At 71.2% G+C, this 26,884-nt stretch carries 29 protein-coding genes; 15 read left to right on the forward strand and 14 right to left on the reverse strand.

All coding sequences use genetic code 11. The annotated features are described in order from the left end of the window. Positions 1-60: 60 nt before the first annotated feature. The 6 genes from DW299_RS18535 to DW299_RS19345 all read right to left on the reverse strand — a co-directional run bounded on the left by DW299_RS18535 (position 61) and on the right by DW299_RS19345 (position 5,930). Positions 61-1,164, reverse strand: coding sequence for a lactonase family protein (locus DW299_RS18535; RefSeq protein ID WP_136037450.1), 1,104 nt, complete (start codon positions 1,162-1,164; stop codon positions 61-63). A gap of 16 nt (positions 1,165-1,180) precedes the next feature. Then, positions 1,181-2,467, reverse strand: a complete 1,287-nt coding sequence (locus DW299_RS18540) for an adenylosuccinate synthase (protein ID WP_136030841.1) — start codon at positions 2,465-2,467, stop codon at positions 1,181-1,183. A gap of 120 nt (positions 2,468-2,587) precedes the next feature. Then, entirely contained in the window at positions 2,588-2,848 is a 261-nt protein-coding gene (locus tag DW299_RS18545) for a hypothetical protein (RefSeq protein ID WP_136030839.1), read from the reverse strand. Positions 2,849-2,875: 27 nt separating this feature from the next. Beyond that, entirely contained in the window at positions 2,876-4,003 is a 1,128-nt protein-coding gene (locus DW299_RS18550; protein ID WP_168443181.1) for a hypothetical protein, read from the reverse strand. 98 nt (positions 4,004-4,101) lie between these two features. After that, positions 4,102-4,674 carry a barstar family protein gene (locus DW299_RS19340; RefSeq protein ID WP_168442816.1) on the reverse strand — a complete coding sequence of 191 codons (573 nt, stop codon included), beginning with the start codon at positions 4,672-4,674 and terminating at the stop codon, positions 4,102-4,104. Further along, positions 4,671-5,930 (reverse strand): hypothetical protein, encoded by a 1,260-nt coding sequence (locus tag DW299_RS19345; protein ID WP_168443182.1) that lies wholly within the window; start codon positions 5,928-5,930, stop codon positions 4,671-4,673. Before DW299_RS19345 ends, DW299_RS19340 begins: the two co-directional genes overlap by 4 nt. 105 nt (positions 5,931-6,035) lie before the next feature. On the opposite strand from DW299_RS19345, the gene DW299_RS18560 reads away from it, so the two are divergent. Then, positions 6,036-6,731, forward strand: coding sequence for a Pr6Pr family membrane protein (locus tag DW299_RS18560; protein ID WP_136030835.1), 696 nt, complete (start codon positions 6,036-6,038; stop codon positions 6,729-6,731). Positions 6,732-6,739: 8 nt separating this feature from the next. On the opposite strand, the gene DW299_RS18565 is transcribed toward DW299_RS18560, so the two are convergent. The 3 genes from DW299_RS18565 to DW299_RS18575 form a co-directional block, all read right to left on the reverse strand. After that, positions 6,740-7,117 carry a type II toxin-antitoxin system VapC family toxin gene (locus tag DW299_RS18565; protein WP_168443183.1) on the reverse strand — a complete coding sequence of 126 codons (378 nt, stop codon included), beginning with the start codon at positions 7,115-7,117 and terminating at the stop codon, positions 6,740-6,742. After that, entirely contained in the window at positions 7,114-7,380 is a 267-nt protein-coding gene (locus tag DW299_RS18570; protein ID WP_136037453.1) for a hypothetical protein, read from the reverse strand. The genes DW299_RS18565 and DW299_RS18570 overlap by 4 nt, the downstream gene beginning before the upstream one ends. Before the next feature lie 257 nt (positions 7,381-7,637). Further along, positions 7,638-9,065 carry a trimethylamine monooxygenase gene (locus tag DW299_RS18575; protein ID WP_136037454.1) on the reverse strand — a complete coding sequence of 476 codons (1,428 nt, stop codon included), beginning with the start codon at positions 9,063-9,065 and terminating at the stop codon, positions 7,638-7,640. Positions 9,066-9,279: 214 nt separating this feature from the next. On the opposite strand from DW299_RS18575, the gene DW299_RS18580 reads away from it, so the two are divergent. The 8 genes from DW299_RS18580 to DW299_RS18615 all read left to right on the forward strand — a co-directional run bounded on the left by DW299_RS18580 (position 9,280) and on the right by DW299_RS18615 (position 16,700). Next, complete coding sequence (locus DW299_RS18580) at positions 9,280-10,209, forward strand: DMT family transporter (protein WP_136037455.1); 930 nt, start codon at positions 9,280-9,282, stop codon at positions 10,207-10,209. A 125-nt stretch (positions 10,210-10,334) separates the two neighbouring features. After that, positions 10,335-11,441: an AAA family ATPase gene (locus DW299_RS18585; protein ID WP_205812810.1), complete on the forward strand. Its 1,107-nt coding sequence runs from the start codon at positions 10,335-10,337 to the stop codon at positions 11,439-11,441. Positions 11,442-11,450: 9 nt separating this feature from the next. Then, complete coding sequence (locus tag DW299_RS18590) at positions 11,451-12,338, forward strand: DUF58 domain-containing protein (RefSeq protein ID WP_136030824.1); 888 nt, start codon at positions 11,451-11,453, stop codon at positions 12,336-12,338. Further along, positions 12,325-12,810, forward strand: a complete 486-nt coding sequence (locus DW299_RS18595; protein ID WP_136037456.1) for a hypothetical protein — start codon at positions 12,325-12,327, stop codon at positions 12,808-12,810. The genes DW299_RS18590 and DW299_RS18595 overlap by 14 nt, the downstream gene beginning before the upstream one ends. Further along, positions 12,801-13,787, forward strand: a complete 987-nt coding sequence (locus DW299_RS18600) for a VWA domain-containing protein (RefSeq protein WP_206252094.1) — start codon at positions 12,801-12,803, stop codon at positions 13,785-13,787. Before DW299_RS18595 ends, DW299_RS18600 begins: the two co-directional genes overlap by 10 nt. Continuing rightward, positions 13,784-14,854, forward strand: coding sequence for a VWA domain-containing protein (locus tag DW299_RS18605; protein ID WP_136037457.1), 1,071 nt, complete (start codon positions 13,784-13,786; stop codon positions 14,852-14,854). Before DW299_RS18600 ends, DW299_RS18605 begins: the two co-directional genes overlap by 4 nt. Continuing rightward, the gene (locus tag DW299_RS18610) at positions 14,851-15,606 is read left to right on the forward strand and encodes a hypothetical protein (RefSeq protein ID WP_136037458.1); all 756 of its coding nucleotides are present in this window, start codon (positions 14,851-14,853) and stop codon (positions 15,604-15,606) included. Before DW299_RS18605 ends, DW299_RS18610 begins: the two co-directional genes overlap by 4 nt. Then, the gene (locus tag DW299_RS18615) at positions 15,600-16,700 is read left to right on the forward strand and encodes a hypothetical protein (RefSeq protein WP_136037459.1); all 1,101 of its coding nucleotides are present in this window, start codon (positions 15,600-15,602) and stop codon (positions 16,698-16,700) included. The genes DW299_RS18610 and DW299_RS18615 overlap by 7 nt, the downstream gene beginning before the upstream one ends. Positions 16,701-16,719: 19 nt before the next feature. On the opposite strand, the gene DW299_RS18620 is transcribed toward DW299_RS18615, so the two are convergent. From DW299_RS18620 to DW299_RS18630, 3 genes are all read right to left on the reverse strand, one after another. After that, positions 16,720-17,757 (reverse strand): ATP-binding protein, encoded by a 1,038-nt coding sequence (locus DW299_RS18620; protein ID WP_136037460.1) that lies wholly within the window; start codon positions 17,755-17,757, stop codon positions 16,720-16,722. A 196-nt stretch (positions 17,758-17,953) separates the two neighbouring features. Beyond that, positions 17,954-18,949, reverse strand: coding sequence for a hypothetical protein (locus tag DW299_RS18625; protein WP_240745457.1), 996 nt, complete (start codon positions 18,947-18,949; stop codon positions 17,954-17,956). A gap of 115 nt (positions 18,950-19,064) precedes the next feature. Beyond that, on the reverse strand, positions 19,065-20,033 hold the full coding sequence (locus tag DW299_RS18630) for an alpha/beta hydrolase (RefSeq protein WP_136037462.1): 969 nt from the start codon (positions 20,031-20,033) through the stop codon (positions 19,065-19,067). 139 nt (positions 20,034-20,172) lie between these two features. On the opposite strand from DW299_RS18630, the gene DW299_RS18635 reads away from it, so the two are divergent. Together DW299_RS18635 and DW299_RS18640 are read left to right on the forward strand one after the other, a co-directional pair. Next, positions 20,173-20,871 carry a phosphotransferase family protein gene (locus DW299_RS18635; RefSeq protein WP_168443185.1) on the forward strand — a complete coding sequence of 233 codons (699 nt, stop codon included), beginning with the start codon at positions 20,173-20,175 and terminating at the stop codon, positions 20,869-20,871. A gap of 104 nt (positions 20,872-20,975) precedes the next feature. Continuing rightward, complete coding sequence (locus tag DW299_RS18640; protein WP_136029637.1) at positions 20,976-21,383, forward strand: pyridoxamine 5'-phosphate oxidase family protein; 408 nt, start codon at positions 20,976-20,978, stop codon at positions 21,381-21,383. A 7-nt stretch (positions 21,384-21,390) separates the two neighbouring features. Here the strand turns inward: DW299_RS18640 and DW299_RS18645 are convergent, their stop codons facing one another. Then, complete coding sequence (locus tag DW299_RS18645; RefSeq protein ID WP_136029639.1) at positions 21,391-22,098, reverse strand: ZIP family metal transporter; 708 nt, start codon at positions 22,096-22,098, stop codon at positions 21,391-21,393. Positions 22,099-22,306: 208 nt separating this feature from the next. On the opposite strand from DW299_RS18645, the gene argG reads away from it, so the two are divergent. Continuing rightward, entirely contained in the window at positions 22,307-23,752 is a 1,446-nt protein-coding gene (argG, locus tag DW299_RS18650) for an argininosuccinate synthase (protein ID WP_136029641.1), read from the forward strand. A gap of 49 nt (positions 23,753-23,801) precedes the next feature. On the opposite strand, the gene DW299_RS18655 is transcribed toward argG, so the two are convergent. Then, the gene (locus DW299_RS18655) at positions 23,802-24,461 is read right to left on the reverse strand and encodes a GntR family transcriptional regulator (protein WP_136029643.1); all 660 of its coding nucleotides are present in this window, start codon (positions 24,459-24,461) and stop codon (positions 23,802-23,804) included. Positions 24,462-24,717: 256 nt separating this feature from the next. On the opposite strand from DW299_RS18655, the gene DW299_RS18660 reads away from it, so the two are divergent. The 3 genes from DW299_RS18660 to DW299_RS18675 form a co-directional block, all read left to right on the forward strand. Beyond that, a complete protein-coding gene (locus DW299_RS18660; protein ID WP_136029645.1) occupies positions 24,718-25,344 on the forward strand; it encodes a TetR/AcrR family transcriptional regulator in 627 nt (208 codons plus the stop codon). After that, the gene (locus DW299_RS18665) at positions 25,341-26,210 is read left to right on the forward strand and encodes a hypothetical protein (protein WP_205814450.1); all 870 of its coding nucleotides are present in this window, start codon (positions 25,341-25,343) and stop codon (positions 26,208-26,210) included. The genes DW299_RS18660 and DW299_RS18665 overlap by 4 nt, the downstream gene beginning before the upstream one ends. Further along, positions 26,207-26,884 (forward strand): YhgE/Pip family protein (locus tag DW299_RS18675; RefSeq protein ID WP_205814451.1); only part of this gene is annotated, 678 nt, incomplete at its 3' end. The genes DW299_RS18665 and DW299_RS18675, both read left to right, overlap by 4 nt.

Below are 26,884 nucleotides of genomic sequence, written 5' to 3' on the forward strand. Positions count from 1 at the left end.
CCGTAGAACCTCAAGTTTCCTTGAGGTCAAGCGGATGACGCGCATCCGCGACGCATCGGCTCAGCGCAGCGGGAGGATGCTCGTGGGCGCCGGGGCCTGCGCCTCATGCCGCACGCCGAGCGGCGCACCCGTGCGCTCGTCGAGGTCGAGCAGCGTCACCGTGTCGGAGCGCTGCCCGGCGACGAGCAGCTTGCCCTGATACACGAGGTGATGGCGCGGCCAGTCGACTCCGGAATCGGCGAGCGCCACCGGCTCCAGCGCCTCCCCACTGCCGCGCACACGCAGCGCCGCGATCGTGTTGCTGCCGCGCAGCGCCGTGTACAGGAACTGCCCGTCGCGCGTGCGGGCGAGCTCGGCGGGGAAGTCACTGCCGACCTGCGCCACCGGGCTCGCGGTCGTCGCCGACACCACGCTCCAGGTGCCGTCGGCCGCCGCCGCCAGGGTGAACACCTCGCACGAGTACTCCGTGACCACGTGCAGGTGCCCGCTCGGATGCACGACCATATGACGCGGTCCCGTGCCCTGCGGCAGCACGACATCCTGGTCGAGCGTCAGCCCGCTGCCGGTCAACCGCCAGAACCGCACGAGGTCGAAGCCGAGATCGGTCGTGACCACGCGGCCGTCGGGCAGGAACGCGGCCGAGTGCGCGTGCGAGGCGCGGTCCGGTCCGCCGTAGGGGTCGGTCGCGGCCACACCGTCGCCCGCGGGGGTCGCGGGGGCGGCGTCGGGGTCACCCTCGCCGAACAGCGCCGCGCGCAGTGCCGCCGCCGCATCCTCCTTCGCCGGCACGAGCCGTCCGTCCGCCGCGATGCCGAACCGCACCACGCGTCCGTCGCCGTAGCAGCTCGCGATGAGGGTCTGCCCGGTCGGAGACACCGCGACGTGGCACACGCCGTCGCCCGTCGCCACCGGATCGCCCAGGGGCGCGAGGGCCGTGTCACCCGTGCGCGCGAAGGCCTGCACGGCCGCATCACCCTCCAGCGCCGCGTACACCACGTCGAGACCCGGGTGCTGCGCGAGCCACGACGGCGACGGGGTCGCCGTCACCGCCCCGCGATACGCGAGAGTGCTCGCCTCACGACCCTCGTCGCCCGCGAGCACGCCGATGCCCTCGGCGGAGCCGTCCATCGCGGGGCCGTAGCCGCCGAGCCAGAAGCGCGTCACGGTCGTCTCCCCTCGATCAGTCGAGCAGGTCGTGGCGCACGATCACCTGATCGCGCTCGGGGCCCACACCGATCACCGAGATGCGCGTGTTGCTCATCTGCTCCAGCGCCAGCACGTAGTCCTGCGCCGTCTGCGGCAGGTCCTCGAAGGTGCGCGCGGTCGAGATGTCCTCGCTCCAGCCGGGGAAGTACTCAAGGATCGGCTTCGCGTGGTGGAAGTCGGTCTGGTTCACCGGCACCTCGTCGAAGCGCTCCCCGTCGACGTCGTAGGCGACGCACACCGGGATCTGCTCGAGCCCGGTGAGGATGTCGAGCTTGGTCAGCACGAGGTCGGTGATGCCGTTGATGCGCGTGGCATAGCGGGTGATCGGCGCGTCGTACCAGCCGACGCGGCGCGGCCGCCCGGTCGTGGTGCCGAACTCGAAGCCCTGCTTGCGCAGCCACTCGCCCTGCTCGTCGAACAGCTCGGTCGGGAACGGGCCGGAGCCCACGCGCGTCGTGTACGCCTTGACGATGCCGACGATGCGGTCGAGCGCACCGGGACCGACACCGGAACCCGTCGAGGCCCCACCGGCCGTGGCCGACGACGACGTGACGAACGGGTAGGTGCCGTGGTCGATGTCGAGCATGGTGGCCTGGCCGCCCTCGAACACCACGACCTCGCCGCGGTTCAGGGCCTGGTCGATGAGGTAGCCGGTGTCGGCGACCATCGGGCGCAGCCGCTCGGCGTACGACAGCAGGTCGTCGACGATCTCGTCGCACGTGACGGCGCGGCGGTTGAAGACCTTCACCAGCAGGTGGTTCTTCTGGTCGAGCGCGCCCTCCACCTTCTGGCGCAGGATGTTCTCGTCGAACAGGTCCTGCACCCGGATGCCGACGCGGTTGATCTTGTCGGCGTACGCGGGACCGATGCCGCGGCCCGTCGTGCCGATGTTGCGCTTGCCGAGGAAGCGCTCGGTGACCTTGTCGAGCGTGCGGTGATACTGCGTGATGATGTGCGCGTTCGCGCTGACCTTGAGGCGCGACACGTCGATGCCGCGGGCCGACAGGGCCTCGAGCTCCGAGAACAGCACCTCCAGGTCGATGACCACGCCGTTGCCGATGACCGGGGTGACCCCGGGCGACAGGATGCCGGAGGGCAGCAGGTGCAGCGCGTACTTCTCGTCGCCGACGACGACGGTGTGCCCGGCGTTGTTGCCGCCGTTGAACTTCACCACCCAGTCGGTGCGCTCACCGAGAAGATCGGTGGCCTTGCCCTTTCCTTCGTCGCCCCACTGCACGCCGACGATCACGATTCCTGGCATGGGTTCTCCCCTGCTTTCGCCGGGTTTGCACCGGCCGATGAGCTGGCCCTCTTCGGGCGTCCCCATCCTATCGGGCGGCCTCCGACACCCCTCCGGCGGTGGATGCGGCTGAGGGCGGCGTCACTCGACCTCACGACGGAAGCGCGCGAAGCACTCGATCGCGCTGTCGCGGCCATCCTCGCCGTCGAGGTCCGCGATGTCCTCGATCCGGGCGGTCATCGATCTGGCGAGATCGCGGATCCCCGACCCGTCGTTCTCGAACAGGGGCCCTCGCGCGGACAGCGACGACTGCGCGTCGACCAGAGACGACTCGCCCCGCTCGAGCCGCTGCATCGCGTGCGTCATCTCCGCGAGGACCGAGCGGTTGTAGTCCGACAGCATGGCTGGCCTTTCGGTGGGGATGGACGCTCAGCGCGTCCGTACGAGGCGGTTCGACGAGCGGAGCCGCTCCGGCATCACACGCGCCGTCGCCGTCGCCAGCCTGCGATCGTCGGGGTCGCCGAGAAGGGGCACGAAATCCTCGGGAAGCCAGGAATCCCGGTCCTCCGAAGGTTCCGGAGCCGGGGACGTGCGGGAGATGTGGAGGAGGCCGTTGGCGGACTCACGCAGCTCGCCGTCGACGAGATGCGGGCGCACGAGTTCGGCGTAGTCGGGAGCGAACCAGCTCAACCAGGGCGCCTCGACGGGGAGCCCGGTCCACTCGCCCCACTTCGCGCCCGCCACCGGCGGCTGGTATCTCGACGGCCGCACGTCCGCGCACGCGTAGAAGCTGCCGCAGCGCGCGGCCAGGTCAACGAAGAACGCCTCGACGGCCGCGGCCGGACGTGGCTTCACCAGTGTCGTCGCGTCGAGCACCAGCCCGAGACGCTGGCGCTCCCCGATCTGCTGATGCGACCACTCCTCGAGGTACCCGTACTCCAGCGGCTTGCGTCCGGCGATCCGCATCCGGTCCGTGGCGCACTCCTCCCGGTAGAACCGGTCGAACCCCGCTGCGCCTTCCTTCGCGAACTTCAGCGTCGGCGACCAGTGGCCGAACGCCCGGGGCAGCGCCCGCGGGAACAACTCCTCGGCCGCCGCGACGTAGTGCGCGGCGAAGTCGGCACTGTGCTCGTCGATGACGCGGAACCACTCCAGGTGCAGGAACAGCTCAGGCTCCGCGGGACGTGCGGCGGGCGGGGGCGGATCCTCGGTCTGCGCGTCGACCACCACGCCGTCGACCCGTGTGGCCAGCCGCGCCGCGAACGCGAGGGCGAGGGCCGTGTTGGCCTCGACCTCCTCGTCGTACGCCACGGAGATGCTGTAGTGCACGCGTCGCCCGGCGAGGTCGGCCCGCCCCTCCGGCATCTCCTCGCGATCCCGGCGGCTCGGTCCGTCGACGAGGAAGCAGTGGGAGCCCCCCTGCGCGCGCACCACCGCCGAGATCCCCGCGGGTTCCGCGGTCACGTCGGCATGGAGCGCGGCGTCCTCCGTGATCACTGAGACCAGGTCACGCGGTCGCAGCGAGCGCTTCCCGTAAACCTCAACGTCGTACGACACCGTGCATCCCCTCCCGTGCGCGTCTCCCCATCCTGACGTACCGCCGTGCCGTCGCCGGACCCGGGGGCGTCAGTGCCACCCCTCGGAGACCACTGTCGTCATCGGGTGCCGCCCTCACGCAGGGGGATGTCGGTGCGTGCGCCGGCTGCGACGCGGACGAAGCGGTCGATGCCCTCCGGATGCGCGTCACTGACGTTCAGCAGTGCATGGAACGGGGTCGGCGGCCGAGCGTGGACCGCAGGACCGTCCACCGGCTCCGACCAGGATTCACCTGCGAAGTGCAGCGTCCGCAAGAACGCTTCCAGGTCGAGCGGATCGTCGACCAGGACCTCTTCCGCGCGCTCGACGACGAGGACGTAGGCACTCGCCGGCAGCCATTCGTCCAGGGAGCGGAGGCAATCGCTCAGCGCCGGCCAGTTCTCGCCGAAGCCGTCGAAGAACTGGAGAGCGGCACCGAACTCGTTCATGAGTCCTTCGTAGGACCGCATCTTCCATCCGCGCAGGGTGCGCACGCACACGTCGTCCCGTCCTGGCTCCGCGTAGAACCACGAGGGGATCCATTTCTCGCGACCTGGCTCGCCGTGACCGACGTACACCCACGGGCCGCCCGTCGTCCAGAGGAAGTCCCGCGCGGTCGACGAGGGACCTGCACCCGATTGTTCGAGCGTCATCGGCGTCCCTCCCCCGGCCGCGCGCCCGACCTGGCTTGCACGTCGCGCGCCCGCGCATAGTGCGCCTCGATGCGCAGGGCCTGGGGCGAGCCCGCGGCGGGATAGCGCAGAGACGCCGGCATGACGGCGGCTGCCCTGCGGCATCGCTCGTCGACGGCGGGGTCGAACACGCCCCGGAAGTCGGCGGGGATCCAGGGGTCGCCGCTCAGTGCGCGCAGCTCCTCCGCCTCGGCGGGGTGCTCGGTCCAGCGCAGCAGGGTTCCCCGCGCCGCGGCCGTCGTTCGCGCGGGGTCGAGGTGCGGCGCGACGAGCTCGGCGTACTCCGGGCCGAACCAGGTGAGCCACTGCGGGTCGGTCGGCAGCCCGCTCCACGGGTCGTCGAGCGTCACGTCCATGGACGGCTGAGCGGTTCCGTATCGCCTCGTGCTGACCTCGGCGAAAGCGAAGAAGGAGCCGGTGCGTTCGGCGAGGGCGACCACGAACGACTCGACGGCGCCGAGAGCCTTGAGCTTCACGAGCCGATCGAGCTCGAACTTCAGCCCGATCGTCTGCGTGCGCCGGCTCAGGTCGTTGGTCCAGCCGTCGATGGTCCCGTGCTCGATCGGCTTGCCGGCGAGGATGAGGGTGCCGATGTAGCAGGACTCGCGGTACATCGTGTCGAACAGGGCGTCGTCGTCGCGGGGGAACCGCCCCTGGAATGGTTCGTGCGTGCCGAAACGCGAGGGCACCCCCGGCCGGAAGAACTCGCGAGCGGTGCGGAGATAGATCGCGGCGAGGTCCTGGTCGTTCCGGTCGTCGAGCAGGCGATACCAGCGGAGGTGCAGGAAGCGCGGGCGCGGGGGCTCGGGTTCCGGCGCGGGCTCTGGTTCGCGCGGCTCGACGGTCTGCGAGTCGATCACCGTGCCGTCGATGCGCTCCGCCAGCCGCGCCGCGAAAGCCGTCGCCGCCGCCAGATCGCGCTCGTCGACACGGAACGAGAACCCTCCGTCGGACTGCACGGCATACGGCACGTGGATGCTGTAGAGCACCGTGGAGCCGGCCGCCTCCGTCCACTCCTCCGGGATGTCCTCCGGCTCCAGCAGATTGGGCCCGTCGAGCTCGAACGCCGCCGCACGGCCGCGCTTGTGCACGATGGAGGAGATCGTCTGCGCGCGCCGGTCGACCGTGGCCTTCAGTCCCCGCACCGACGACACCACCTTCGCGAGTTCCTTCGCCGTCAGCGAGACCTTTCCGTACACCTCGAGGTCGTACGACATCGAGCCACCCCCTCCGCATCGTCTGCCCCATCCTGTCGTACGCAACGGACACCGGGTGGCGGTGGGCAGGATTCCGTGCCGCTACAGTGTGCGACGGAGGTCGGTATGACACGGTGGTGGCCCTACGCGCGGCTCGCAGCATCGGCTCTCGCCGTGGCGGCCATCGTCGCCCAGCTCCTGCGCACGCTGGAGATCGCGCGCGACGCCGACACCGCGTGGGGCGGCCACCTCCCCACCGTGATCGCGAACTTCTTCAGCTTCTTCACGATCGAGTCGAACGTGCTCGCGGCGGTCGCCCTCGCCGCCGGGGCCGTGTGGGCGCTGCGCCACCGCGACACGACCGACCCCGAGCCGCGCTGGCTCGCGGTCCTGCTGATGTGCGCGAGCAGCTACATGATCGTGACCGGCGTCGTCTACAACACCCTCCTGCGCGGCATCGCCCTGCCGCAGGGTGCCACGGTCGCGTGGTCGAACGAGGTGCTGCACGTCGTGATCCCCCTGCTGATGCTGCTCGACGTGCTGGTCGCCCCGCGTCGACGCGCACTGCGGTGGAGCGCCGTCGCGGTCGCGGCGGTCTTCCCGATCGTCTGGGTCGTGTACACCCTGGTGCGCGCGAACCTCGTGGTCTCCCCGGGGACGGGCGAGCACTGGTGGTACCCCTACCCGTTCCTCAACCCGCACCAGCCGGGCGGCTACGGGACCGTGGCGCTGTATGTGCTGCTGATCGCCGCGATCATCCTCGCCACCGCCGCACTGGTCGTGTGGGTCGGCCGCCGACGGGGTGTCGTCCGCGCGCAGTGACGGCGCGGTCAGTCGAGCGCGCGTCCGCTGCGCGCGGCGGCCGCGGCCAGCTGACGGTCGAACGTCGCGAGACGGCACCCGTGATGCACGGCCGTGGCGAGCACACACGTGTCCCGCATCTTCAACCGGTGCTCGGCGCGCAACCGTGCAAGAGCCAGCGGCTCGTCAGGGCCGAGGGCCGCGACCTCGACGCCGATCTCTTTCAGGTCGTCCCAGGCCTGAGCCTCGCGACCGACCCTGGCCGGCCCGACCAGCACTTCGGCGAGCGTGAGCGGATGCACCAGGTACGGCGGCGGCGTGCGCTCGAGCATCTCCAGTGCCGCCCGGTGGTGCGCGTCGCGGTCGTCGAGCAGACCGATGAGCACACCCGCGTCGACGACGATCACTCGTCCCAGCCTTCGCGGACGCGCTCCAGGTAATCGTCGCCGTAGACACCCGAGTACCGTCCGGCGAGAGAACGGAGTCGCTGCGCCCGCCGGGCATCACGCTCATCCGCGTGCTCTTCGACAGCGCGGGCGCCCTCCTCGAGAAGGAGGAGGATCAGGGCACTGTCGCGCTCCTCCTCCGGCCACCGCCGTCGTGCCACGTCAAGGGCGCGGGCGACCTGCGGCGTGTGCGTGATGTTGGTCCGCGGGTGCTTGGTCGGCATGCGTCAAGTGTAACACCAGCAGTCTGCGGTGTAACACCGACGTCGACGAAAGCGGACATCACCCGGGTGATCGCCCGCCGCTGATCTTGTGGAGCGCGTGACCCGGTGTCACGCTACCCCTGTCGCCACCGAACCGTTGGGTGCAGCGGACGGTGGCGTCGGGCTCCGCCCTTTACCCCGCCAAGGACGGCACCCGACGAGGTGCTCTCGCGCCGCCCAGGGGGCTGATCGTCGCGAGAGCACCCCGACGAATCCGATCAGGCGGGCAGCAGCGCCTCGCGCTCGTCGTCGTCCGCCGCCGGGTCGCCGGTGAGCAGCGCCGCACCACGGGCATCCGGGTCCACGTCGAGGTAGCGGTCGAGCGAGTCGTCGAGCTCCTCCAGCCAGGGCGTGTGATGCACGGCGGCGAGGGTGCCCGTCATGACCGAGGCGTACACGCGGTCGCGGTACCCCATGATGTCCGCCTTCTTGTCGCGCTTCCACGCCAGGAAGATCTCGACGACGCGGTCGAGGTCGAACGCCGGATAGTCGGTGCACTCCAGGAGGTCACGGATGTAGTCCGCCTGGAAGCGGATCTCGGTCGCCGCCGAGTCGATCCGGTCGAAGCGCTCCCGCCACTGCGCGATCGAGGCCGCCCGCTCCGCCTCGTCGGGGAGCTCGATGCGACCGAGGATCACGTCGCGCACGAACCACGCCTGCGCGTCGAACATGTTGAACGTGAACCACTGGTCCTGCGCGCCCAGGTACGCCAGCCGCGGGTTCTGCTGCCACAGCACACCGCGGTAGAGCCCGTCCGGGTAGACGTTGTTGGGCGACGACAGTGCGAGGTCGCCCGGGAGGAAGGGGTACCGGTGCAGGTAGCCGGTGCAGAGGATCACCGCATCCACGCGCGTGGAGGTGCCGTCGGCGAAATGCGCCACGCTGCCGTCGAACCGTTGCACGACCGGACGCTCCTCGAAGCCCTCCGGCCAGTCGTACCCCATCGGCGCGGAGCGGTAGCTGGCGGTGACGGAGCGGGCGCCCATCTTGAACGCCTGGCTGCCGATGTCCTCGGCGGAGTAGCTCGACCCGATCACGAGCACGTCGCGGCCGGCCAGCGCTTCGGCACCGCGGAAGTCGTGCGCGTGCGAGATCGATCCGGGGAAGGTCTCGATGCCGTCGACGTGCGGCACGTTCGGGAAGGAGAAGTGCCCGCTGGCCACCACCACGCGGTCGAACTCCTCCGTGGTCGTCGCTCCCGTGGGCAGGTGCTCGCTGGTGAGCGTGAACACCTCGCGCTCGTCGTCGAACTCCACCCAGCGCACGGCGGTCTGGAAGCGGATCAGGTCGCGCACCCGCGTCTTCGCGAGGCGTCCGGCGATGTAGTCCCACAGCACGGGGCGCGGCGGATACGACGAGATCGGACGGCCGAAGTGCTCGTCGAAGGTGTAGTCGGCGAACTCCAGCGCCTCCTTCGGGCCGTTCGACCACAGGTTGCGGTACATGCTGGAGTGCACGGGCTCGCCGAACTCGTCCAGTCCGGTGCGCCAGGTGTAGTTCCACTGGCCGCCCCAGTCGGCCTGCTTCTCGAAGCAGACCAGGTCGGGGATGTCCGCCCCCGCACGGGCCGCGGACTCGAAGGCCCGCAGCTGTGCCATCCCCGAGGGGCCGGCACCGATGATCGCTACTCGTTCACTGTTCGTCACGTATGGTCCTCACACTCGTCGTCATGTATCGGGCGCAGCCGTATCCGGGTGAGGAGGACAGTCCTTCTCCGGGGGGAGCGGAACGCTCGACCTGCCCGGACAGTGGCTGCTCTTCGACGTTAGCAGTGCCCCACCGGCGGCCTGGCGGGAAAGCGACGACGGCTGTCGCTCCCGAGGATCGCCCGCTGTCGGAGGCCGGTGGGAGGATCGGACGGTGCCGCACACCCCCACGCCAGAGCCCACGGTCGAGCAGCGCGCGCCCGACCGCCGTCAGGGCGTGCTCGTCCTCCTCGCCGCCGTGGTCACGGTGGTGCTCTGGGCCTCGGCGTTCATCGGCATCCGCGGAGCGGGCCCGCACTACGACCCCGGTGCGCTCGCGCTGCTGCGCATGGCCGTCGGCACGCTCGCGCTGACGGTGATCGCGCTCCGCCACGGCATCCGCCTCCCCGACCGGCGGCAGTGGCTGCTCATCGTGCTGTGGGGCGTCGGCTGGTTCTGCGTGTACAACCTGGCCCTGAACAGCGCGGAGCGCACGCTCGACGCGGGGACGGCGGCGATGGTGGTCAATCTGGCTCCGCTCATGGTGGTGGTGTTCAGCGGACTGTTCCTGCGGGAGGGCTTTCCTCGCCCGCTGATCATCGGCGCACCCATCGCGTTCCTCGGCGTGGTGCTGATCGGCATGAACTCCACGAGCAGCACCGGTCCGGACATCACCGGGCTCCTGCTCGCTCTGCTGGCCGCGGTCATGTACGCCGGATGCACGCTGCTGCAGAAGCACCTGCTGAGCGGGGGTGCCGACGCGACCACGCTCACGTGGCTCGGCGCGGCCGCGGGCACGGTCGCCCTGCTGCCGTGGATCGGTCCGCTCGTGGCCGACGTGCAGTCCGCGCCCCTCGACGCGACCCTGTGGGTGGTGTACCTGGGCGTGTTCCCCACGGCGATCGCGTTCACCACCTGGGCGTACGTGCTGCAGCGCAGTACCGCGGGCAAGACCTCCGCCACGACCTACGTCGTCCCGGCGCTCGCGATCCTGATGTCGTGGATGATCCTGGGCGAGGTGCCGACGCCGCTCATGTTCGTCGGTGGCGCCCTGTGCCTGCTCGGGGTGCTCATCACGCGCCTGCGCTGGCGCCGCGCCCGCTGATCCGCGGGTTCCCCGAGGCCGACGCCGCCCTGTTCGGCGGGCGCGCGTCCCGTCGTTGCGATTACGCTGGTCGGCGGAGGGGCACGACGTGGTCCCGCGTGTGAACGAGGGAGACGAACCGACCGATGACCGAGCCCGACGCGCAGACTCCACCGACGATCTCCGCACCCCCGCCCCCGCCCGCTCCCTCCGCCGCGACCTCGCCCGCCGCCACCCCGGCTCCGACGCCCGCGCCCGGCGAGAAGCCCGCACCCACCGAGGCCGAGATGGCCCGCGCCACCGGCGTGCTGAAGACCATCTCCGACGCGTACTCGGCGAAGATGGTCGGCCAGGAGCGCCTGCGCACCAGCCTGCTCGTCTCGCTCATCGCGGGCGGCCACATCCTGCTGGAGAGCGTGCCGGGTCTCGCGAAGACCACCGCCGCGAGCACCCTGGCCGACACCGTGAAGGCGCAGTTCAAGCGCATCCAGTGCACGCCCGACCTGCTGCCCAGCGACATCACGGGCAACCAGATCTACGACGCCGCGACCGGCACGTTCCGCACCGTGCTCGGCCCCGTGCACGCCAACTTCGTGCTGCTCGACGAGATCAACCGCTCCAGCGCCAAGACCCAGAGCGCGATGCTCGAGGCGATGCAGGAGCACCAGACCACGATCGGCGGCGAGATCCACCCGCTGCCGAAGCCGTTCCTGGTGATCGCGACGCAGAACCCCATCGAGCAGGAGGGCACCTACGAGCTGCCCGAGGCGCAGATGGACCGGTTCCTGCTGAAGGAGATCGTCGAGTACCCGAGCCCCGCCGACGAGTTCGAGATCCTCAGCCGCATCGACTCCGGCGTGCTCGACCCCGACCGGCACGTGTCCAGCGCCGTCACGCTCGACGACGTGCACCTGCTGCAAGACGTCGCGAGCCGCATCTACGTCGACCCCGCGATCCGCAACTACATCGTGTCGCTCGCCTACGTCACCCGGAATCCGGCGCCGTACATCGGCGAGGAGCGCGCCCGCTACATCAAGTACGGCGCCAGCCCCCGCGCGAGCATCGCGTTCCTGCAGGCGTCGCGGGCCCTCGCCCTCCTGAACGGACGCGCGCACGTGCTGCCGGAGGACATCCGCGCCCTCCGGCACCTCGTGCTGCGCCACCGCGTGCTGCTGACGTTCGAGGCCGACGCCGAGGGCATCCGCAGCGAGGAGATCATCGACCAGATCTTCGCCTCGGTCCCCACGCCCTGACGCACCGCCATGGCCAGCCTGATCACCCAGGTGAAGAGCAAGCTCTTCATCCACTCGTCGCGCAAATCCCTGCACGCGCTCGACGGCGCCTACGCGTCGCTGCTGCACGGACGGAGCCTCGACTTCGAGGACCTGCGCAAGTACGAGTACGGCGATCAGGTGCGCGACATCGACTGGCGCGCGACCGCCCGGCTGGGCACCCCGCTGGTGAAGCGGTCGCGGGCCACGCGCATGCACACCGTGATGTTCGTGGTGGACACCGGTCGCTCGATGGCCGCCCTGGCCGCCGACGAGCGCTCGAAGAAGGAGCTCGCGATCCTGGCCACCGGGGCCCTCGGCGTGCTCACGCTGCGCCACGGCGACGACTTCACCGTGGTCTACGGCGATGCGTCCAGGGTGCGCCGCCTGGCTCCCGGTCGCAGCGAGGGCGCCCTCGAGCACGCCCTGCGCACACTCGATCGCGCGGTGGACGACGCGGCGGCCCCGAGCGACCGCGACGCGCTGCTGTCGTTCGTCACCCGCACCGTCGCCCGCCGCATGATCGTGGTCGTGCTCACCGACGAGGCCCCGGTCACCTCCGAGACCGAGCGACTGCTGCGGAGGCTGCGCGTGCAGCACGACGTGCTGTGGCTCACGCTGCGCGACGCCGACCCCGTGCTCGACCACCGCACCGGGCGGCTGCGCGTCGACGTGGACAGCCGGTGGCAGGTGCCCGACTTCGTGCAGGGCGACCGCGGCATCGTGCAGGAGCTCACGGCGCAGCGCGATGCGGACGCCGCCCGCCTCGCCGACCTCCTCACCCGCATGGAGATCAGCCACGCCGCGCTCGACGGACAGGACGACGCCGTGCCGCAGCTGCTGCGGCTGCTGAACCGGAGGTCGAATGCCCGGCTCTGACGAGCTCTACCCGCCGGCGCAGTACGGCTGGGGCTGGATGCTGCTCGCGCTCGGCATCCTGGCGCTGCTGGTGCTCGGCGCGTGGCTGCTGATCGTGCTCACGCGACCCCCGCGCACCCCGGCCCCGGCCGCCGCGGGCACGACGCCCTCGACGCTCGACGTGCTGTCGGTGCTGCGCACGGAGTACCTCGACCGCATCCAGGCCGTGGAGAACGACTACCTCGGGCGCCGGCTGTCGGCGCGGCAGGCCAACCTCGAGCTCAGCCGCGTGGTGCGCGCGTTCGTGAACGAGTACAGCGGCCTGGAGGCGCCCGTGCTCGCGCTCGACGACCTCGTCGCCCGTGGCGTGAACCCGGCCCTGATCGACGCGATGGGCCGGCACTACTACCCGAGCATCTTCCGGCAGGGTCCGGCGATCGACCCCGTGGCGGGGGCCGCGGCCGCCAGGACAGTGGTGCGCGCATGGCACTAGCGAACGTGTGGATGCTGATCCTCGCCGCGGCCGTCGTGGTCGTGGCGGTCGCGGTCGGGCTCGTGCTGGGGTTGCGGCGGCGGGGCGGTCGTGCGGCCGGTGACACCGCGCGGGTCGCGCGAGCCGAACGGCTGCGCACGCTGCCGTCGTTCCGCCAGGCGCTGTCACGGCGGGTGCTGGCGCTGTCGGGGATCCTGGCGCTCGGCGCGGTCGCGGCGCTCGTGGCCGGCGTGGTGGCCGCGAGGCCCATGGCCGCGCAGACCATCCAGCCGGTCAACAGCAGCCGCGACATCATGCTGTGCCTCGACGTGTCGGGGTCGATGAGCGAGGTCGACGTCGAGGTGCTGTCGGTGTTCGAGGAGCTGCTGGACGGCTTCGAGGGCGAGCGCATCGGGCTGACGATCTTCAACAGCTCGCCCGTGCAGATCTTCCCCCTGACCGACGACTACGACTTCATCCGCGAGCACCTGACGAGCATGGTGTCGAGCTTCGACTACGTCGACCGCATCCCCGAGCACTGGGTCGGGACCCTCAACGGCGACGGCGCCTCGCTGATCGGCGACGGCCTGGCGGCGTGCGCGATGGGCTTCGACCATCCCGACGACGACCGGTCGCGGTCGGTGATCTTCGCGACGGACAACGAGGTGAACGGCGCCTCGATCGTGACGCTGCAGGAGGCGGCGGCGTACGCCGCGTCGAACGGCGTGCGGGTTTTCGCGATCAACCCGGTCGAGGGCAAGGACGCCGCGGTGAGCGCCGAGCTGACCGCCGCCGCCGAGGCCACCGGCGGCGCGGCCTTCGGTCTGCGCGACACCACGACCGTGTCTGACATCGTCGACCAGGTGCAGGAGCAGGACGCGACGGCGCTGCGCGGTGAGGCGCAGGTGGTGTGGACCGACGCCCCGAACCTGTGGATCGCGGTGCTGTCGGTCGTGGCGCTCGGCTTCGTGCTGCTGGCGTGGAGGGTGCGACTGTGATCTTCCAGCCCGTCCTCCCCCTGATCCTCGTGGTGCTGCTGTGCGGTGCCGTGGCCGCCGCCGCGGTGTGGATGCTGGTGCGCGCACCCCGGGCCGGCGGCGAGCGCGTGACCGACCGCCGTGCGATCGCCGCGCACCGCTCGCTGTGGGCCCTGCGACTGCTGATGGTGCTCGCGTGCTTCGCGATGCTGCTGCGCCCTGGCATCCCCGGCGGCGCGACCCAGACCCTCGCGACCGACACCGACGTCGTGCTGGTGGTCGACACCACCGCCAGCATCGTCGCGGAGGACTGGGACGAGGGCTCACCGCGGCTCGACGGGGTGCGCGCCGACGTGCGCGAACTGGTCGCGCAGTACCCGGGGGCACGGTTCGCCCTGATCACCTCCGACGCGTCCGCCCAGCTGCGGATGCCGCTGACCACCGACACCACCGCGCTGATCGGTTCGCTCGACGTGCTGCGCCCCGAGGTCACCAGCCAGTCGCGCGGCAGTTCGATCGGGGTCGCCGCCGGGCTGCTGGAGGACACGCTGCGCTCCGCCGCCGAGGCCTCGCCGGACCGGTCGCGCATGGTGTTCTACCTCGGCGACGGCGAGCAGACCACGGGCACCACGCCCGAGTCGTTCGACAAGAGCGCGAAGTACACGGATGCGGGGGCGGTGTTCGGCTACGGCACCGCTGAGGGCGGTCCGATGCGCGTGACGAGCGGCGGCGTGAGCGGCGGCGAGGGCGAGTACATCCAGTACGAGGGCTCGGACGCGCTGTCGGTGATCGACGAGCAGAACCTGCAGACCGTGGCCGAGCAGCTGGGCGTGGAGTACCAGCACCGCACCGCCGACACCGAGCCCGTGCTGCCGGAGGCGCCGTCGACCACGACCAGCTACGCCGAATCGGGCGAGGTCGGCAACGTCACAGAGCTGTACTGGATCGCGGCGCTCGTGCTGCTCGCGCTCCTCGGGGTCGAGCTGCTGCGGGCGACCACGCTCATCGCGCGGCTCCGGGGACTCGCACCCGCCCGCCGCCGCGACTCCGTCGACCCCGCACCCGCGAGAGACGGAGGCGGCGCATGACCGCGCACGACGACACGGCCGCCGCGCTGCTGCGGTCCCACCGACGCCGCCGCCGCATCCGCCGCTGGGTGGCCATCGGCACGCTGCCGCTCACTCTCGCCGCACTGCTCGTGGTGGGCAAGGTCCTGAGCATGTACGCGTTCGCGCACCAGTCGATCACGTCGTACGTGGTCGACGACTTCGCCGGGTCGGAGTCCGCCGCCCGCGGCCAGGAGTTCCTGAACTGGTTCGAGCCGTACAAGGCGCCGTACAACATCGGCACCGCCCTCGCCGGTGCGGAGGAGCTGCCGGCGGCCAGAGCGGAGCTGGAGCGGGCGCTCGACCTCGCCACCGGACTGGAGGTGTGCGCGGTGCGCATCAACCTCGCGCTGGTCGTGGAGCGGATGGGCGATGCGGCCAGGGCGGACGGCGACGGTGCCGCGGCCGCGGAGCTCTACGGGGAGGCCCTCACGCTCACGGTGGAGACGCCGGAGGAGTGCCGCAGCGAGGAGGCGCAGCAGCAGTCGCCCGACCCGCAGCGCGACATGTCCGACACCCTCGACGGCGCGGAGGACCGGCTCAAGCAGAAGCAGCAGGAGCAGGAACAGGAGCAGCAGCCGCAGGAGCCCGAGGAGCAGGAGCAGGAGGAGCAGCCGCAGCCGTCCGACGACAAGCTGCAAGACCTCCAGGACAAGCTCAACCAGGGCACGCAGGAGCGCGACCAGCAGCAGGGCGACGATCCGGGCGGCTCGGGAACGGACAAGCCATGGTGAGCGACAACGAGCGTCAGCGCGCCCGCTACGTGGGCGGGGCCGAGGGTGCGCCGCCCGTCCCTCCCCCCGGCGGGTATGCGGGGGCCAAGCGGCGGCAGCCCGACCTCACACCTCCGCCGCTGCCCGCGGCACCGGTCGACGAGAAGCGCACCCCGGGCTCCGCGTTCGGCTGGATCGCCCTCGTCGCGGCGATCCTGTTCTCCCTGACCCTGCTCGGGGTGCTGGCCGCCGGCGGCACCGACCTGCTGTACGGGGTCACGTTCCTCACCCTGCAGCTGGTGGTGCTCGGCGTCGTGGTCGCGGCGCTGTTCTCCCCGGGTGCACGACGGCTCGGCGCGATCGCCCTGGTGGTGACGGTGCTGCTGAACGTGGCGACCGTCGGCGCGCTGAGCGCCCTGCGCACGTCCGCCTCGGGCGACTACGAGGGCGTGAAGACCGCGGAGCAGCGGCACGCGGAGGGGTATCCGGGCATCAAGGGCACCGACCCCCAGCAGGCGCTGTCGCAGCAGTCGCTGGAGGAGGTGCGGGCCACGGCCGACGAGCTGTTCGCGGATGTGCGCGCCCGGCTCACGGACGAGTTCGGCTACACGTGGACGCCGGTGGGCGCGGAAGACCTGCGGCCTGAGCGCAACGGCTACGGCGGCGAGTCGATGCTGTACGAGTTCACGACGGCCGCGTGGGCGACGAACGAGCCGGTGCAGGACTACGACCGCAAGCTCGAGGTCATGCGGGTGGTGAACGAGGTCGTGCTCGACCACGGGCTGTGGGATCTGTACGCGTTCAACGACCCGGCGAACTCGGGCATCGACCCGTCGATGATCGCGAAGCTCTACGGCAGCGACGACCCGCGCACGCAGACCACCTGGGAGTACTACACCGAGAACTACCCGGATCCGCTGCGGTTCTACGCCAACATCTACGACCTGTCGAACGACGTCGACGGCGGTTTCCGCACCTCGCGGGAGGCGCAGAGCGCCCGCACCGGCGAGCCACTGGAGGGCCTGCAGCTCGTGGTGATCGCGAGCGCCGTGCTGAGCGAGGCAGACCGTGCCGAGTTCCAGGAGAAGCTGCAGGACTACCCCGGCTTCGAGTGACCTCAGTCAGTCGCGCTGCCTACTCGTCGACGTCCGCCTGGCGCCGGATGAACCTGTCCATGTTGGGCACCGTGAAGCTGACGTACCCCCGACGTTCGGCATAGATGATCCCCTTCTCGATGAGAGACTGCCGAACGGGACTCAAGGACGTCGCCGCGGTTCCGAGCTGCTCCGCGATCGCCGACGTGCTCGCCATGTCTCCCCCTCCCACGTCCACCATCGCGCGCAAGTACTGCCGCTCACCGGGAGTCGTGCGATCCCACCGAGCCGGGAAGAAGCTCTGATCGAGATCGGCGTTGCCTTCGGCGATTCCCGCGACGGCGATCTCACGATCGATGTTCCGATCGGGGGCGATGTCCCAGACGGCTTTCCCGAACGTCTGAAGGAAGAACGGGTACCCCTCGCCGAGGATCGCCTCCAACGCATCATCGGAGATCTTCGCTCCCAGCGCCGTCGCTGGGTTTCTGACCGCGGCTCTCGCTTCTTCGTCCGGCAGCGCCCCGACCTCGCGGATCGTGAACCGCTCCGCGTAGGAGCGGGCCTCCGCGAGCGTGCGGCGAAGCGTCGACAGTCCCGCTCCGATGATGAAGAAAGGCCAATCCGACTGCACTGCGCGATGCTGAACGGCGAGGAGCGCCGTCAGCAGATCGACATCCAGGTCCTGCATCTCGTCGACGAAGATCGCCAACGCACTGTTGTTCTTCCTCAGCGGCTCAGCCAGGTCGGCCACGAGTTCTTCGAGATTGACTTCGAGGAGCCCGGAGTTCGCACGATGGTCGGAGCGGTCCACGCCGAGGTTCATCGACACGCCCGCGACGGTGAACGAGAACGCCGAGATCGTCGAGATCGCCGTCTTGACCTCCTCGACGGCGGAACGGAATCGAGCCATCTGCCGTCCTGCCATGGCGATGCCTCGTCCGAGCGATTGACGAACGGCCAGCCGCCCGGACTGACCCGGCCTGGCTTCGAGCTGGACCGTCACCCATCCGGCGCGGCCGACCAGCTGCTGTAACTCATTGAGGAGGACGGTTTTTCCCACTCCGCGGAGGCCGTACATGATGAGACCGCCGTCGTTGCGTCGCTATGTGCTCTTGGCGACCATCAGGTTGACGAAGTCGACCTCGGATTGGCGGCCGACGAGCTCGGGAGGACGCACTCCGGCTCCGGGTCGGAAAGGGTTGAACGCGGGCTGCACCTGGGCAATCTACATCTTTATTGATCTCTATTGCAGGATACGAATATTTCGAGTGACCTCAGTCCCCGAGGGCGAGCAGCATTCGCGCCGCCACGTATCGAGCCTGCCCGAGCGGAGTACGGGGGTCGTAGCCCAGGGTCTCGATCAGTGCCGTGAGCCGCTCCTGCACGCTCGAGTGATGCCGTCCCAGACGCACGGCAGCGGCGCGCACGCTGTGCTCGTCCACGACCGCATCGAGCAGTTCGCGATTGCGGGCGTCGATGCGGCTGAGGGCCACCACGTCGGGATGCCGGGAATCGCCGTCCGCGGTCTGCGCGACCAGGAGCAGGGCGCCCAGGTCGGTCGCGTCGACGAACGGTCGCTCATCGCTGGTCAGCCGGACGGCCACGAGCGCCGCCGACCAGGACGAAGGCAGGTTCTCTGCACGCGCGACCGTGCCCGCACCGAGCCGCACCGCCCCGGAGGCCTCCCATGCGGACGCCGGCTCGACGTCGGCGGGGAGAATCGTCGCGCGCGTGAGGCCGTGGCGAGTGGCGACGATCGCCGACGGGTGCGCGGGCGACGGCGACGGATCGGGCGGCGACGCCACCACCCGCAGTGCTCCCGGGGCGAGACGCAGTCGGGGCAGCACCGCCGCCCGCTCGTCGACGGCCGCGTAGGAGCTGATGGCGAGCTCGACGGCGCCGTCCTCGCCGACCCGTCGCCGAGCGCGGATGATGCCGAGCGCGAGAGCGAGGCGTTCCAGGATCATCGCGTCGTTCGTGCGCGGCTCACCCTCCCGCTCGATCCAGACCACGGCGTCCGGGCCGCTCTCGCGCATCGGCCAGGTCGAGGGCAGCACGACGGGATCGATGCGGACGCCGTCGGCGCGGACGCGCACGACCTGCGCACCATCCCTCTGGCCGACCGTCGCGCCGCTGAGCACGGCCGCACCCCTGAGCATGCTCTCCACGCCGACGGAGCGGGAGACCAGCGCGTCGAAGTACGTCACGACCTTCAGAGTCTCGCTGGCATCGGGATCGAGGGCGGTGATCCGCCCCAGCAGATCTTGCATGTCGGGCTCCATCGCGCGGGGGTTCCACCCTACTGCGGCCGCTCCCGTCGCCGTCTCCTCGCTCCCGGCGCTGGCGGGCGACGGAACGGGCGACGGGAGCGGGTCGAGCAGGGGCTCAGGCGAGCAGGCGGTTCACCCAGTTGTCGCGGGCGGCCAGCATGGCCTGCGCGACGGCGGCGTGCGGGGCGAACATGTCGAAGCCGTGGAAGCCCCCGGCCCAGACGTGCAGCTCGGCGTGCACGCCCGCTTCCCAGAGCTTCGTGGCGTAGGCGACGTCCTCGTCGCGGAAGACCTCCGCGCTGCCGCAGTCGATGAACGCGGGCGGGAGACCGCTGAGGTCGGTGGCCCTGGCCGGTGCCGCGTAGATCGAGACGTCGTCGCCGCCCCGGCGGTCACCCAGGAGCGCCGTCCATCCGGTGAGGTTGGAGCCGCGGTCCCACACCCCGATGCCGTCGATCTGCCGCGTCGAGACGGTGGCGTCGCGGTCGTCGAGCATCGGGTAGATCAGCAGCTGCCCGATCAGCTCGGGGCCGCGCCGGTCTCGGGCGAGGAGCGCCGTGCCGGCCGCCAGGCCTCCGCCGGCGCTGCCTCCGCCGATCAGCAGGCGGGTCGGGTCGATGCCGAGCTCGTCCGCGTGGTCGGCAGCCCAGCGCAGCCCCGCGTAGCAGTCCTCCACCGGGTAGGGATCCGGGAACTCGGGGGCCAGCCGGTACTCGACGGTCACGATGACGCCGTTGTAACGCTCGGCCCAGTCCAGGAAGCCGACCACGCCGAGCCAGCGGTTCCCGATGATCATGCCGCCGCCGTGGGTGTGGAAGAAGCCGGGCCCGGTGCCGGTGCGGCCCTGCTTCTCGATCACCGACACCACGATCTCTCCGTCGTCGTGGCCGGTGATCGACTCGTCGCGCCAGGTGAAGCCGCGCTCCGAGAGCACCGAGAAGATCTCGTCCTCGCCGCTGACGGGGCTCTCGCGCAGGAGCGGGATCATGTCGGCGGTGAGCGTGGGGGGCAGTTGGTCGCCGACCAGGGCGAGGGCCGCCTCCAGCTCGGGGTCGAACGGGGGACGGGCGAGCGTGTCGGTCATCAGAACTCCTTTGTCCTCGCCACCGACGCGGTGGCATGCCCCCAGGATCGTGCGGGCCGCACCCGAGGGTAACCCGCCACCTGCGGCGGATACGGGCCGATCACTCCGCCGTCCGTCGGGGTGCTGCGAGGATGGCGGGATGCGGCAGGGTGCGGTCGGGACGGTGCGGCTGGTCGAGCGCGACGGGCGCCGGCTGGTCGAGAAGCGGTTGTCCGACCCGGCGCGTCACGACACCGAGGTGCGCGCGCTGCGTGCCCTCGCGGATTCGGGGCTGCCGGTGCCACAGGTCGTGGAGGAGCGCGCCGGGGTGATCCTGATGACCGAGCTGCCCGGCGCCCGGCTGGACGAGGGTGATGCGGACACGCGGCTCGCCGCACTGCGGGCGTCGGCCGTCCTCCTCCGGCGGCTGCACGACCTCGTCGCCCCGGAGGACCTGCCGCCCGCGCCCGACGACGCCGCGATCATCGCCCGGTACCGCGCCGCCGACGGTCCTGCCCTTCCCCTGGCGATCCCGCCCTCGGCCGGCGTCGTCTTCTGCCACGGGGACTGGACCGACGGCAACGTGCTCGCGGCGGACGGCCGCATCACCGGTGTCGTGGACTGGGAGGCCGCGCACGCGGGCGATCCGGTGCGCGAGCTGTCCCGCGCGGCATGGGGCGCCGCGCGCAAGGATCCCCGCTCGGCCGATGCGCTGATCGAGGGGTACGGCGCCGACCCCGCGGCGGTGCGGGCGTGGTTCCCGATCCATGCCGCGGAGCTCTGGCTGTGGTTCGCCGGGGCCGGTCCACCCGAGTACTTCGCGCAGCTCACGGCCGAGTTGCGCGCCTGGCCGGGCTGAACGAAGCCGGGCCGAACGAAGGAGCCTCGTCCGGTCCGGGCGATGGGCCCTCGAACATCCACCGGCCGCTGGCTACACTGGCGCCAGACGGAGGGAGCATCCGCATGATCCGAGAGCTCGAGCCCGATCAGTCCTACGAACTGCTGACCACCACCACGGTCGGCCGCATCGGCTTCCTGCACGACGGCCGCGTGCACATCCACCCGGTCAATTACGCCCTGTCCGGCCGCGACATCCTGTTGCGCACCTCGGCGGAGGGGCTGCTGGCCGCCGTGACGACGGTGCCGGCGGCGGTCGCGTTCGAGGTGGACTATCACGACCCGCTGGGCGCCACGGCGTGGAGCGTGCTGATGCACGGCACCCTGTCGCGCGCGCCCGAGGAGGATGCGGCCGGCATCTCGGCCCGCGTGCACCCGTGGGCCGGAGAGGACCGCGACCTGGCCCTGCTGCTGCACATCGAGACGATGTCGGGCCGCAGCGTGCAGCGCGACAGCCGCACCCCGAAGGTCTGACCCCGCGTCAGGACGCGAAGGCGAGCCCCGCGGCGAGCGCGAAGCCGAGCACGGTCGCGAGCCCCGTCGACTCCTTGGCCTTGGACTGCGCCTCGGGCACCATCGAGTCGACGAGCATGACCAGCAGCGCGCCGGCCGCGAAGCCGCTCGCCCCGGAGCGGAAGACATCGCCGGTCACACTGGCGAGGGCGAACCCGGCGACCGTGGCGGCGGCGCACGCCACCGCGACCCCCAGCCACAGCAGCAGCACGCGCGACTTCGCCATCCCGCCGTCGAGCAGGTCGGCGGCAGACCCGATCGACTCCGGCAGGTTCGACACCAGGATGGCGACCACGAGCGCGATGCTCACCGGCTCCCCCGAGGCCAGACCGATGCCGAGCACGAGCTGCTCGGGGATGCCGTCCAGCAGAGCGCCGACGGCGAGCTGCCCGCCCCCGGCCTGCCCCTTCGTGCGGGCGGCGCGGGCATCGAGGATGCGGGCGGCGACGTAGTAGCTGAGGGCGCCGAGCGCGACACCGGCCACGAGGGGGAGCGGTCCGCCGCGGTCCAGCCCCTCCTCCCACAGCTCGAACGCGATGGAGGCCATGAGGGCTCCCGCGCCGAAGCCGAGCACGATGCCGAGCCAGCGCGGCGGCCAGGTGCGCAGCAGGGCCAGGACCGCACCGACGAACAGCGGCGCCGCGGCGACGGCTCCCCACAGGATCGCTCCACCCATACGCACCTCCGGCCCCACTCTGGCACGGGAAGAGGACTTCGGACGCCAAGCCCCGGCGTGGCCGTCCACGACCAGAACCCGGCGCACGGCGATGCGCTCGACGTCACCCGCGGGCGGGCGCTGGGCACCTACGCGGCACTCGGTGTGCAGGTACGCCTGATCTGACGCACGGAAAGGCGACACGCCGCCCGCCGATAGACTGGAAGGCATGTCCAAGGTCCTCCAGTCCCTGCCCGTCGGCGAGCGCGTCGGCATCGCCTTCTCCGGAGGACTCGACACCTCCGTCGCCGTCGCCTGGATGCGCGACAAGGGTGCGGTGCCGTTCACCTACACGGGCGACCTGGGGCAGTACGACGAAGACGACATCGCATCGATCCCCGGCCGCGCGCTGGAGTACGGCGCCGAGGCCTCCCGGCTGATCGACTGCAAGACCGCGCTGGTCGAGGAGGGCTTCGTCGCGCTGTCGTGCGGCGCGTTCCACATCCGCTCCGGCGGCAAGACCTACTTCAACACCACGCCCCTGGGCCGCGCCGTGACGGGCACGCTCCTGGTGCGCGCGATGCGCGAGGACGGCGTCGACATCTGGGGCGACGGCTCCACCTACAAGGGCAACGACATCGAGCGGTTCTACCGCTACGGCCTGCTGGCCAACCCGCGTCTGCGCATCTACAAGCCGTGGCTCGACGCCGACTTCGTGACCGAGCTCGGCGGACGCAAGGAGATGAGCGACTGGCTCGTCGCCCACGACTTCCCGTACCGCGACTCCGCCGAGAAGGCGTACTCGACCGACGCGAACATCTGGGGCGCGACGCACGAGGCGAAGACGCTGGAGCACCTGGACGTGTCGCTGGAGACCGTCGACCCGATCATGGGCGTGAAGTTCTGGGACCCGTCCGTCGCGATCGAGTCCGAGGACGTGTCGGTCACGTTCGAGGGCGGCCGTCCCGTCGCGATCAACGGCGTCGAGTTCGCCGACCCGGTGGCGCTCGTGATGGAGGCGAACGCGATCGGCGGACGTCACGGCCTGGGCATGAGCGACCAGATCGAGAACCGCATCATCGAGGCGAAGTCGCGCGGCATCTACGAGGCCCCGGCCATGGCGCTGCTCTTCATCGCGTACGAGCGCCTGGTCAACGGCATCCTCAACGAGGACACCCTCGCGACCTACCACGAGCAGGGCCGCCGCCTCGGCCGCCTCATGTACGAGGGCCGCTGGCTCGAGCCGCAGTCGCTCATGCTGCGCGAGTCCATCCAGCGCTGGGTCGGCTCGACGATCTCCGGCACGGTCACGATCCGCCTGCGCCGCGGCGACGACTGGACGATCCTCGACACGGTGTCGCCGAACCTGTCGTACGGCCCGGAGAAGCTGTCGATGGAGCGCGTCGGCGACGCCGCGTTCGGTCCGGTCGACCGCATCGGTCAGCTCACGATGCGCAACCTCGACATCGCCGACTCGCGCGCACGCCTCGAGCAGTACGCGGGACTCGGCCTCGTCGGCGGCGCCACGGGCGAGCTCGTCGGTCGCGTGACCGCGGGCGAGTCCGCCGAGATCACGGGCGCCGTCGAGGGTTCGGTCTCCGAGGCCGACGAGACGCTGGCCGACGCGGTGGACACGGCATCGGAGCGCGCGGCCTTCGACTCCGGCACCGACTGAGCACGGTCACGACGAAGGGGCGCTCCACGTGGAGCGCCCCTTCGTCGTGTCAGGCGTCGGCCGGCGGCACGTCCACGTGGCGGCTGCGCTCCTCGGCGCGGTCGATGACCGCCGGGAGCACCGTGTCGAACAGGGTGATGAGAGCGGCGCGCGTGCCGACCGCGTCGCGCTGCGTCATGGCGAGACCGATCCCGGCGGTGGCCGAGCGGAGTGCCGCGAAGTCGAAGTCGCCCCTCGCCTGCGCGCTGAAGCGACGGATCTGCGGGCCGAGGAACTCGATCACGTTCGAGCGTGTGGCGTTTCCCTCGATGCGCGCGTACGCCACCGCGATCGTGCGCAGGGCGGCGCTGAACGCGGCGACGTCGGACGCATCGACGGCAGACGTCATGTCCTCCAGCAGCTCCGACAGATAGGTCACGTCGTCGTCACCCATGAGCGGGGTGGCGTGTCGCACCGAGCCGATCCAGACGTCGCCGAACAGGGCGATCGCGTCGCGCACGTCGTCGAGGTCGATCGGAGCGACCCGGGTGAAGCGATTGCGCTGCATGTCCACGAGGCCCAGCTCGGCAAGGCGGTCGAGCGCATGCCGCACGGGCGTCTTCGAGGTCCCGAGAGCGTCGGCGAGCTCGTGATCCCGCAGCCGCTCCCCCGGTCGCAGCTCGCCCGTCACGATCGCTTCGCGCAATCGGTCGTACACGTCGTCGCTCATCGTCCGCCGCTCCAGCGGACTGTCCATCCCAGGCACACCGCACCCCTCTCCGTCATGGCGGTTCCCCCCGCCTCCTCGGACACCGCTGCCGTCGGATTCGCTCCGATCCGCAGGGCCCCCCTGAATCCGCGCCCGAGCGCAACGCGTAACATAACACAGTTGAAATGGGAAGGACCGACATGTCAGCGCGGCCGTAGCGACCAGCAATCCGAAAACTATCTTGCACAACCTTGTGCATGAAAAGTATCCTGAATGCATGACCACCCGTGCCCCCCGCCGCGACGCCGTAGAGAACCGCGCCGGCATCCTCGCCGCCGCCCGCGCCGCCCTCGCCCTGGACCCGCACGCCTCGATCGACGCCATCGCCCGTAGCGCCGGCCTGTCGCGCCGCACGCTCTACGGCCACTTCGACGACCGCGAGGCACTGATCCGCGAACTCGTCTCCAGCGGCGCGCAGCGCTTCAACGCCATCGCCGCCTCGGTCGACGACGCCGACCCCCGCGTCGCCCTCGCCCGCCTCGCCTCCCTGCTGTGGCGGGAGGCCGTGCACGTGCAGGTCGCCGCAGCCCTCGCCCTCGACGAGGCGCACGTCACCCACACGGCCGCGGCGCTCTCCCCGCTTCGCGACACCCTGGCGGCCCTGGTGCGGTCGGGGCAGGACGCCGGCAGCTTCCGCACCGACCTGAGCGGACCGACGCTGGCGCGGCTCATCGAAGAGATCGCCCGCACCGTCGTCTCGCGCACCGAGGCCGCCGACCCCGCCACGGGCGACCTCGCCGTGCGCGCGGTCCTGAGCATCGCCGGGCTGTCGTGGCGCGAGGTCGACGAGCTGCTCTCCGACCACCCGGAGCTCGCCGCGACCGGGCAGGAGGTCCGCGCATGAGAATCGCCCTGCACGAGGTGAGCAAGGGCCGCAACGGCCAGGCGCTCCCGGTCACGAGTCTGGAGTTCCACACGGGGGCCGTGCGCTACGCCCTCGCCGAGACCGAGCAACGGCCCACCGTGCTCGGCCTCATCGCGAGCGGGCGCATGCGCCCCGACAGCGGGCGGGTGAGCATCGACGGGGCGAGCGACGCCAAAGACCTGCGCCACCGCGTCGCCCTCGTCGACGCCCCCGACGTCAGCGACCCCCACCCCGACATCACGCTCGCGGGGGTCGTGGGCGAGGAGCTGATGTTCGCCGGGGCCGGTGCCACCCCGCTGCACGCGCGGCGCTGGCTCGCGCGACTCGGGTTCGAGGAGCTCGCGTCGGTCCCCATCGGGAACATCGACCCCGCCGCGCGCGTGCGCCTGCTGTGCGAGCTCGCAGTCCTGCGGCGCGGTGTGGAGGGCATCGTGCTCGTCGCCCCCGACCGCCACGGCGGAAGCCCGGACGGCTGGTGGCGCATCGCGGGCGAGTTCGCCGACCGCGGCTACGCGATGCTCGTGATCGTCGGGGGCTCGGCCGCCGTGGCCCTCGAGCGCATGCACGAGCTCGACGCCGTCAACGCCTCCGGCCCCGTCGAGCCGCTGGTCCTCGCCTCACCCGACCCCGCACCCGAACCCGAACCCGCGCCCGAACCCGAGCCCACTCCCGAGGCCGAGCCGGCGCCCGAACCCGAACCCGAGCCCGAGCCGGCACCCGCGCCCGAGGCCGAACCTGAGCTCGAGGCCGCACCCGAGCCCGAGCACGCACCCGCGCCCCCGTCCGAGCCGGCGCCCGCGCCCGAGGCCGAGGCCGAGGCCAAAGAGAGAGGAGACGCGCGATGAAGGTGCCGTCCATGATCGCCGCCGAGCTCCGGCGTCTCACCGCCAGCCGGATGGGCATCCTCGCCCTGGTCGCCCTGGTCTGCGTGCCCATCCTCTACGGCGGCCTGTACCTGTGGGCCAACCAGGACCCGTACGCCAAGTTCCCCGAGGTGCCCGTGGCCCTCGTGGTCGACGACGAGGGCGCCCCCGCCCCCACGACGGGCACGGAGTCCGCGACCGGCGAGACCGTGAACTACGGCGAGGAGGTGGCCGAGAACCTCCTCGACGGCAACGCGTTCGACTGGCAGCGGATGACCGCCGACGAGGCCGCCGACGCACTGCGCCACGGCACGGTCGACTTCACCGTCACCATCCCGTCGGACTTCTCCGCCGCCCTCACCTCGGCCGCGGGCACCGACCCGCACCAGGCGCGCATCGAGCTGGAGACCAACGACGCCAACAACTACCTCGCCTCCTCCATGGGCACGCAGGCGGTCGAGAAGATCCGCAGCTCCGTCGCCGAGATGGTCGGCAGCGAGGCCGCCGAACGGCTGCTCACCGGGCTGAGCGACATCCGCGACAGCCTCGTGTCGGCGACCGACGGCGCGAGCCAGCTCGCCGACGGCGCCGGAACCGCCGCGTCGGGCAGCTCCGCCCTCGCCGACGGCACCGCCCAGCTCGCCGACGGCACGGCG

This window comes from Microbacterium sp. K35, assembly GCF_004794375.1.
GTDB lineage: Bacteria > Actinomycetota > Actinomycetes > Actinomycetales > Microbacteriaceae > Microbacterium > Microbacterium sufflavum.

What these genes read in the sequence shown, in the direction of transcription:
- DW299_RS18610 (WP_136037458.1), top strand. Translation starts at nt 14,851, where the DNA reads ATGACCGCGCACGACGACACGGCCGCCGCGCTGCTGCGGTCCCACCGA.
- DW299_RS18660 (WP_136029645.1), top strand. Translation starts at nt 24,718, where the DNA reads ATGACCACCCGTGCCCCCCGCCGCGACGCCGTAGAGAACCGCGCCGGC.
- DW299_RS18640 (WP_136029637.1), top strand. Translation starts at nt 20,976, where the DNA reads ATGATCCGAGAGCTCGAGCCCGATCAGTCCTACGAACTGCTGACCACC.
- DW299_RS18585 (WP_205812810.1), top strand. Translation starts at nt 10,335, where the DNA reads ATGACCGAGCCCGACGCGCAGACTCCACCGACGATCTCCGCACCCCCG.
- DW299_RS18595 (WP_136037456.1), top strand. Translation starts at nt 12,325, where the DNA reads ATGCCCGGCTCTGACGAGCTCTACCCGCCGGCGCAGTACGGCTGGGGC.
- DW299_RS19345 (WP_168443182.1), bottom strand. Translation starts at nt 5,930, where the DNA reads ATGTCGTACGACCTCGAGGTGTACGGAAAGGTCTCGCTGACGGCGAAG.
- DW299_RS18635 (WP_168443185.1), top strand. Translation starts at nt 20,173, where the DNA reads ATGCGGCAGGGTGCGGTCGGGACGGTGCGGCTGGTCGAGCGCGACGGG.
- DW299_RS18545 (WP_136030839.1), bottom strand. Translation starts at nt 2,848, where the DNA reads ATGCTGTCGGACTACAACCGCTCGGTCCTCGCGGAGATGACGCACGCG.
- DW299_RS18615 (WP_136037459.1), top strand. Translation starts at nt 15,600, where the DNA reads ATGGTGAGCGACAACGAGCGTCAGCGCGCCCGCTACGTGGGCGGGGCC.
- DW299_RS18655 (WP_136029643.1), bottom strand. Translation starts at nt 24,461, where the DNA reads ATGAGCGACGACGTGTACGACCGATTGCGCGAAGCGATCGTGACGGGC.
- DW299_RS18625 (WP_240745457.1), bottom strand. Translation starts at nt 18,949, where the DNA reads ATGCAAGATCTGCTGGGGCGGATCACCGCCCTCGATCCCGATGCCAGC.
- DW299_RS18620 (WP_136037460.1), bottom strand. Translation starts at nt 17,757, where the DNA reads ATGTACGGCCTCCGCGGAGTGGGAAAAACCGTCCTCCTCAATGAGTTA.
- DW299_RS18540 (WP_136030841.1), bottom strand. Translation starts at nt 2,467, where the DNA reads ATGCCAGGAATCGTGATCGTCGGCGTGCAGTGGGGCGACGAAGGAAAG.
- DW299_RS19340 (WP_168442816.1), bottom strand. Translation starts at nt 4,674, where the DNA reads ATGACGCTCGAACAATCGGGTGCAGGTCCCTCGTCGACCGCGCGGGAC.
- DW299_RS18600 (WP_206252094.1), top strand. Translation starts at nt 12,801, where the DNA reads ATGGCACTAGCGAACGTGTGGATGCTGATCCTCGCCGCGGCCGTCGTG.
- DW299_RS18570 (WP_136037453.1), bottom strand. Translation starts at nt 7,380, where the DNA reads ATGCCGACCAAGCACCCGCGGACCAACATCACGCACACGCCGCAGGTC.
- DW299_RS18665 (WP_205814450.1), top strand. Translation starts at nt 25,341, where the DNA reads ATGAGAATCGCCCTGCACGAGGTGAGCAAGGGCCGCAACGGCCAGGCG.
- DW299_RS18645 (WP_136029639.1), bottom strand. Translation starts at nt 22,098, where the DNA reads ATGGGTGGAGCGATCCTGTGGGGAGCCGTCGCCGCGGCGCCGCTGTTC.
- DW299_RS18630 (WP_136037462.1), bottom strand. Translation starts at nt 20,033, where the DNA reads ATGACCGACACGCTCGCCCGTCCCCCGTTCGACCCCGAGCTGGAGGCG.
- DW299_RS18560 (WP_136030835.1), top strand. Translation starts at nt 6,036, where the DNA reads ATGACACGGTGGTGGCCCTACGCGCGGCTCGCAGCATCGGCTCTCGCC.
- argG (WP_136029641.1), top strand. Translation starts at nt 22,307, where the DNA reads ATGTCCAAGGTCCTCCAGTCCCTGCCCGTCGGCGAGCGCGTCGGCATC.
- DW299_RS18590 (WP_136030824.1), top strand. Translation starts at nt 11,451, where the DNA reads ATGGCCAGCCTGATCACCCAGGTGAAGAGCAAGCTCTTCATCCACTCG.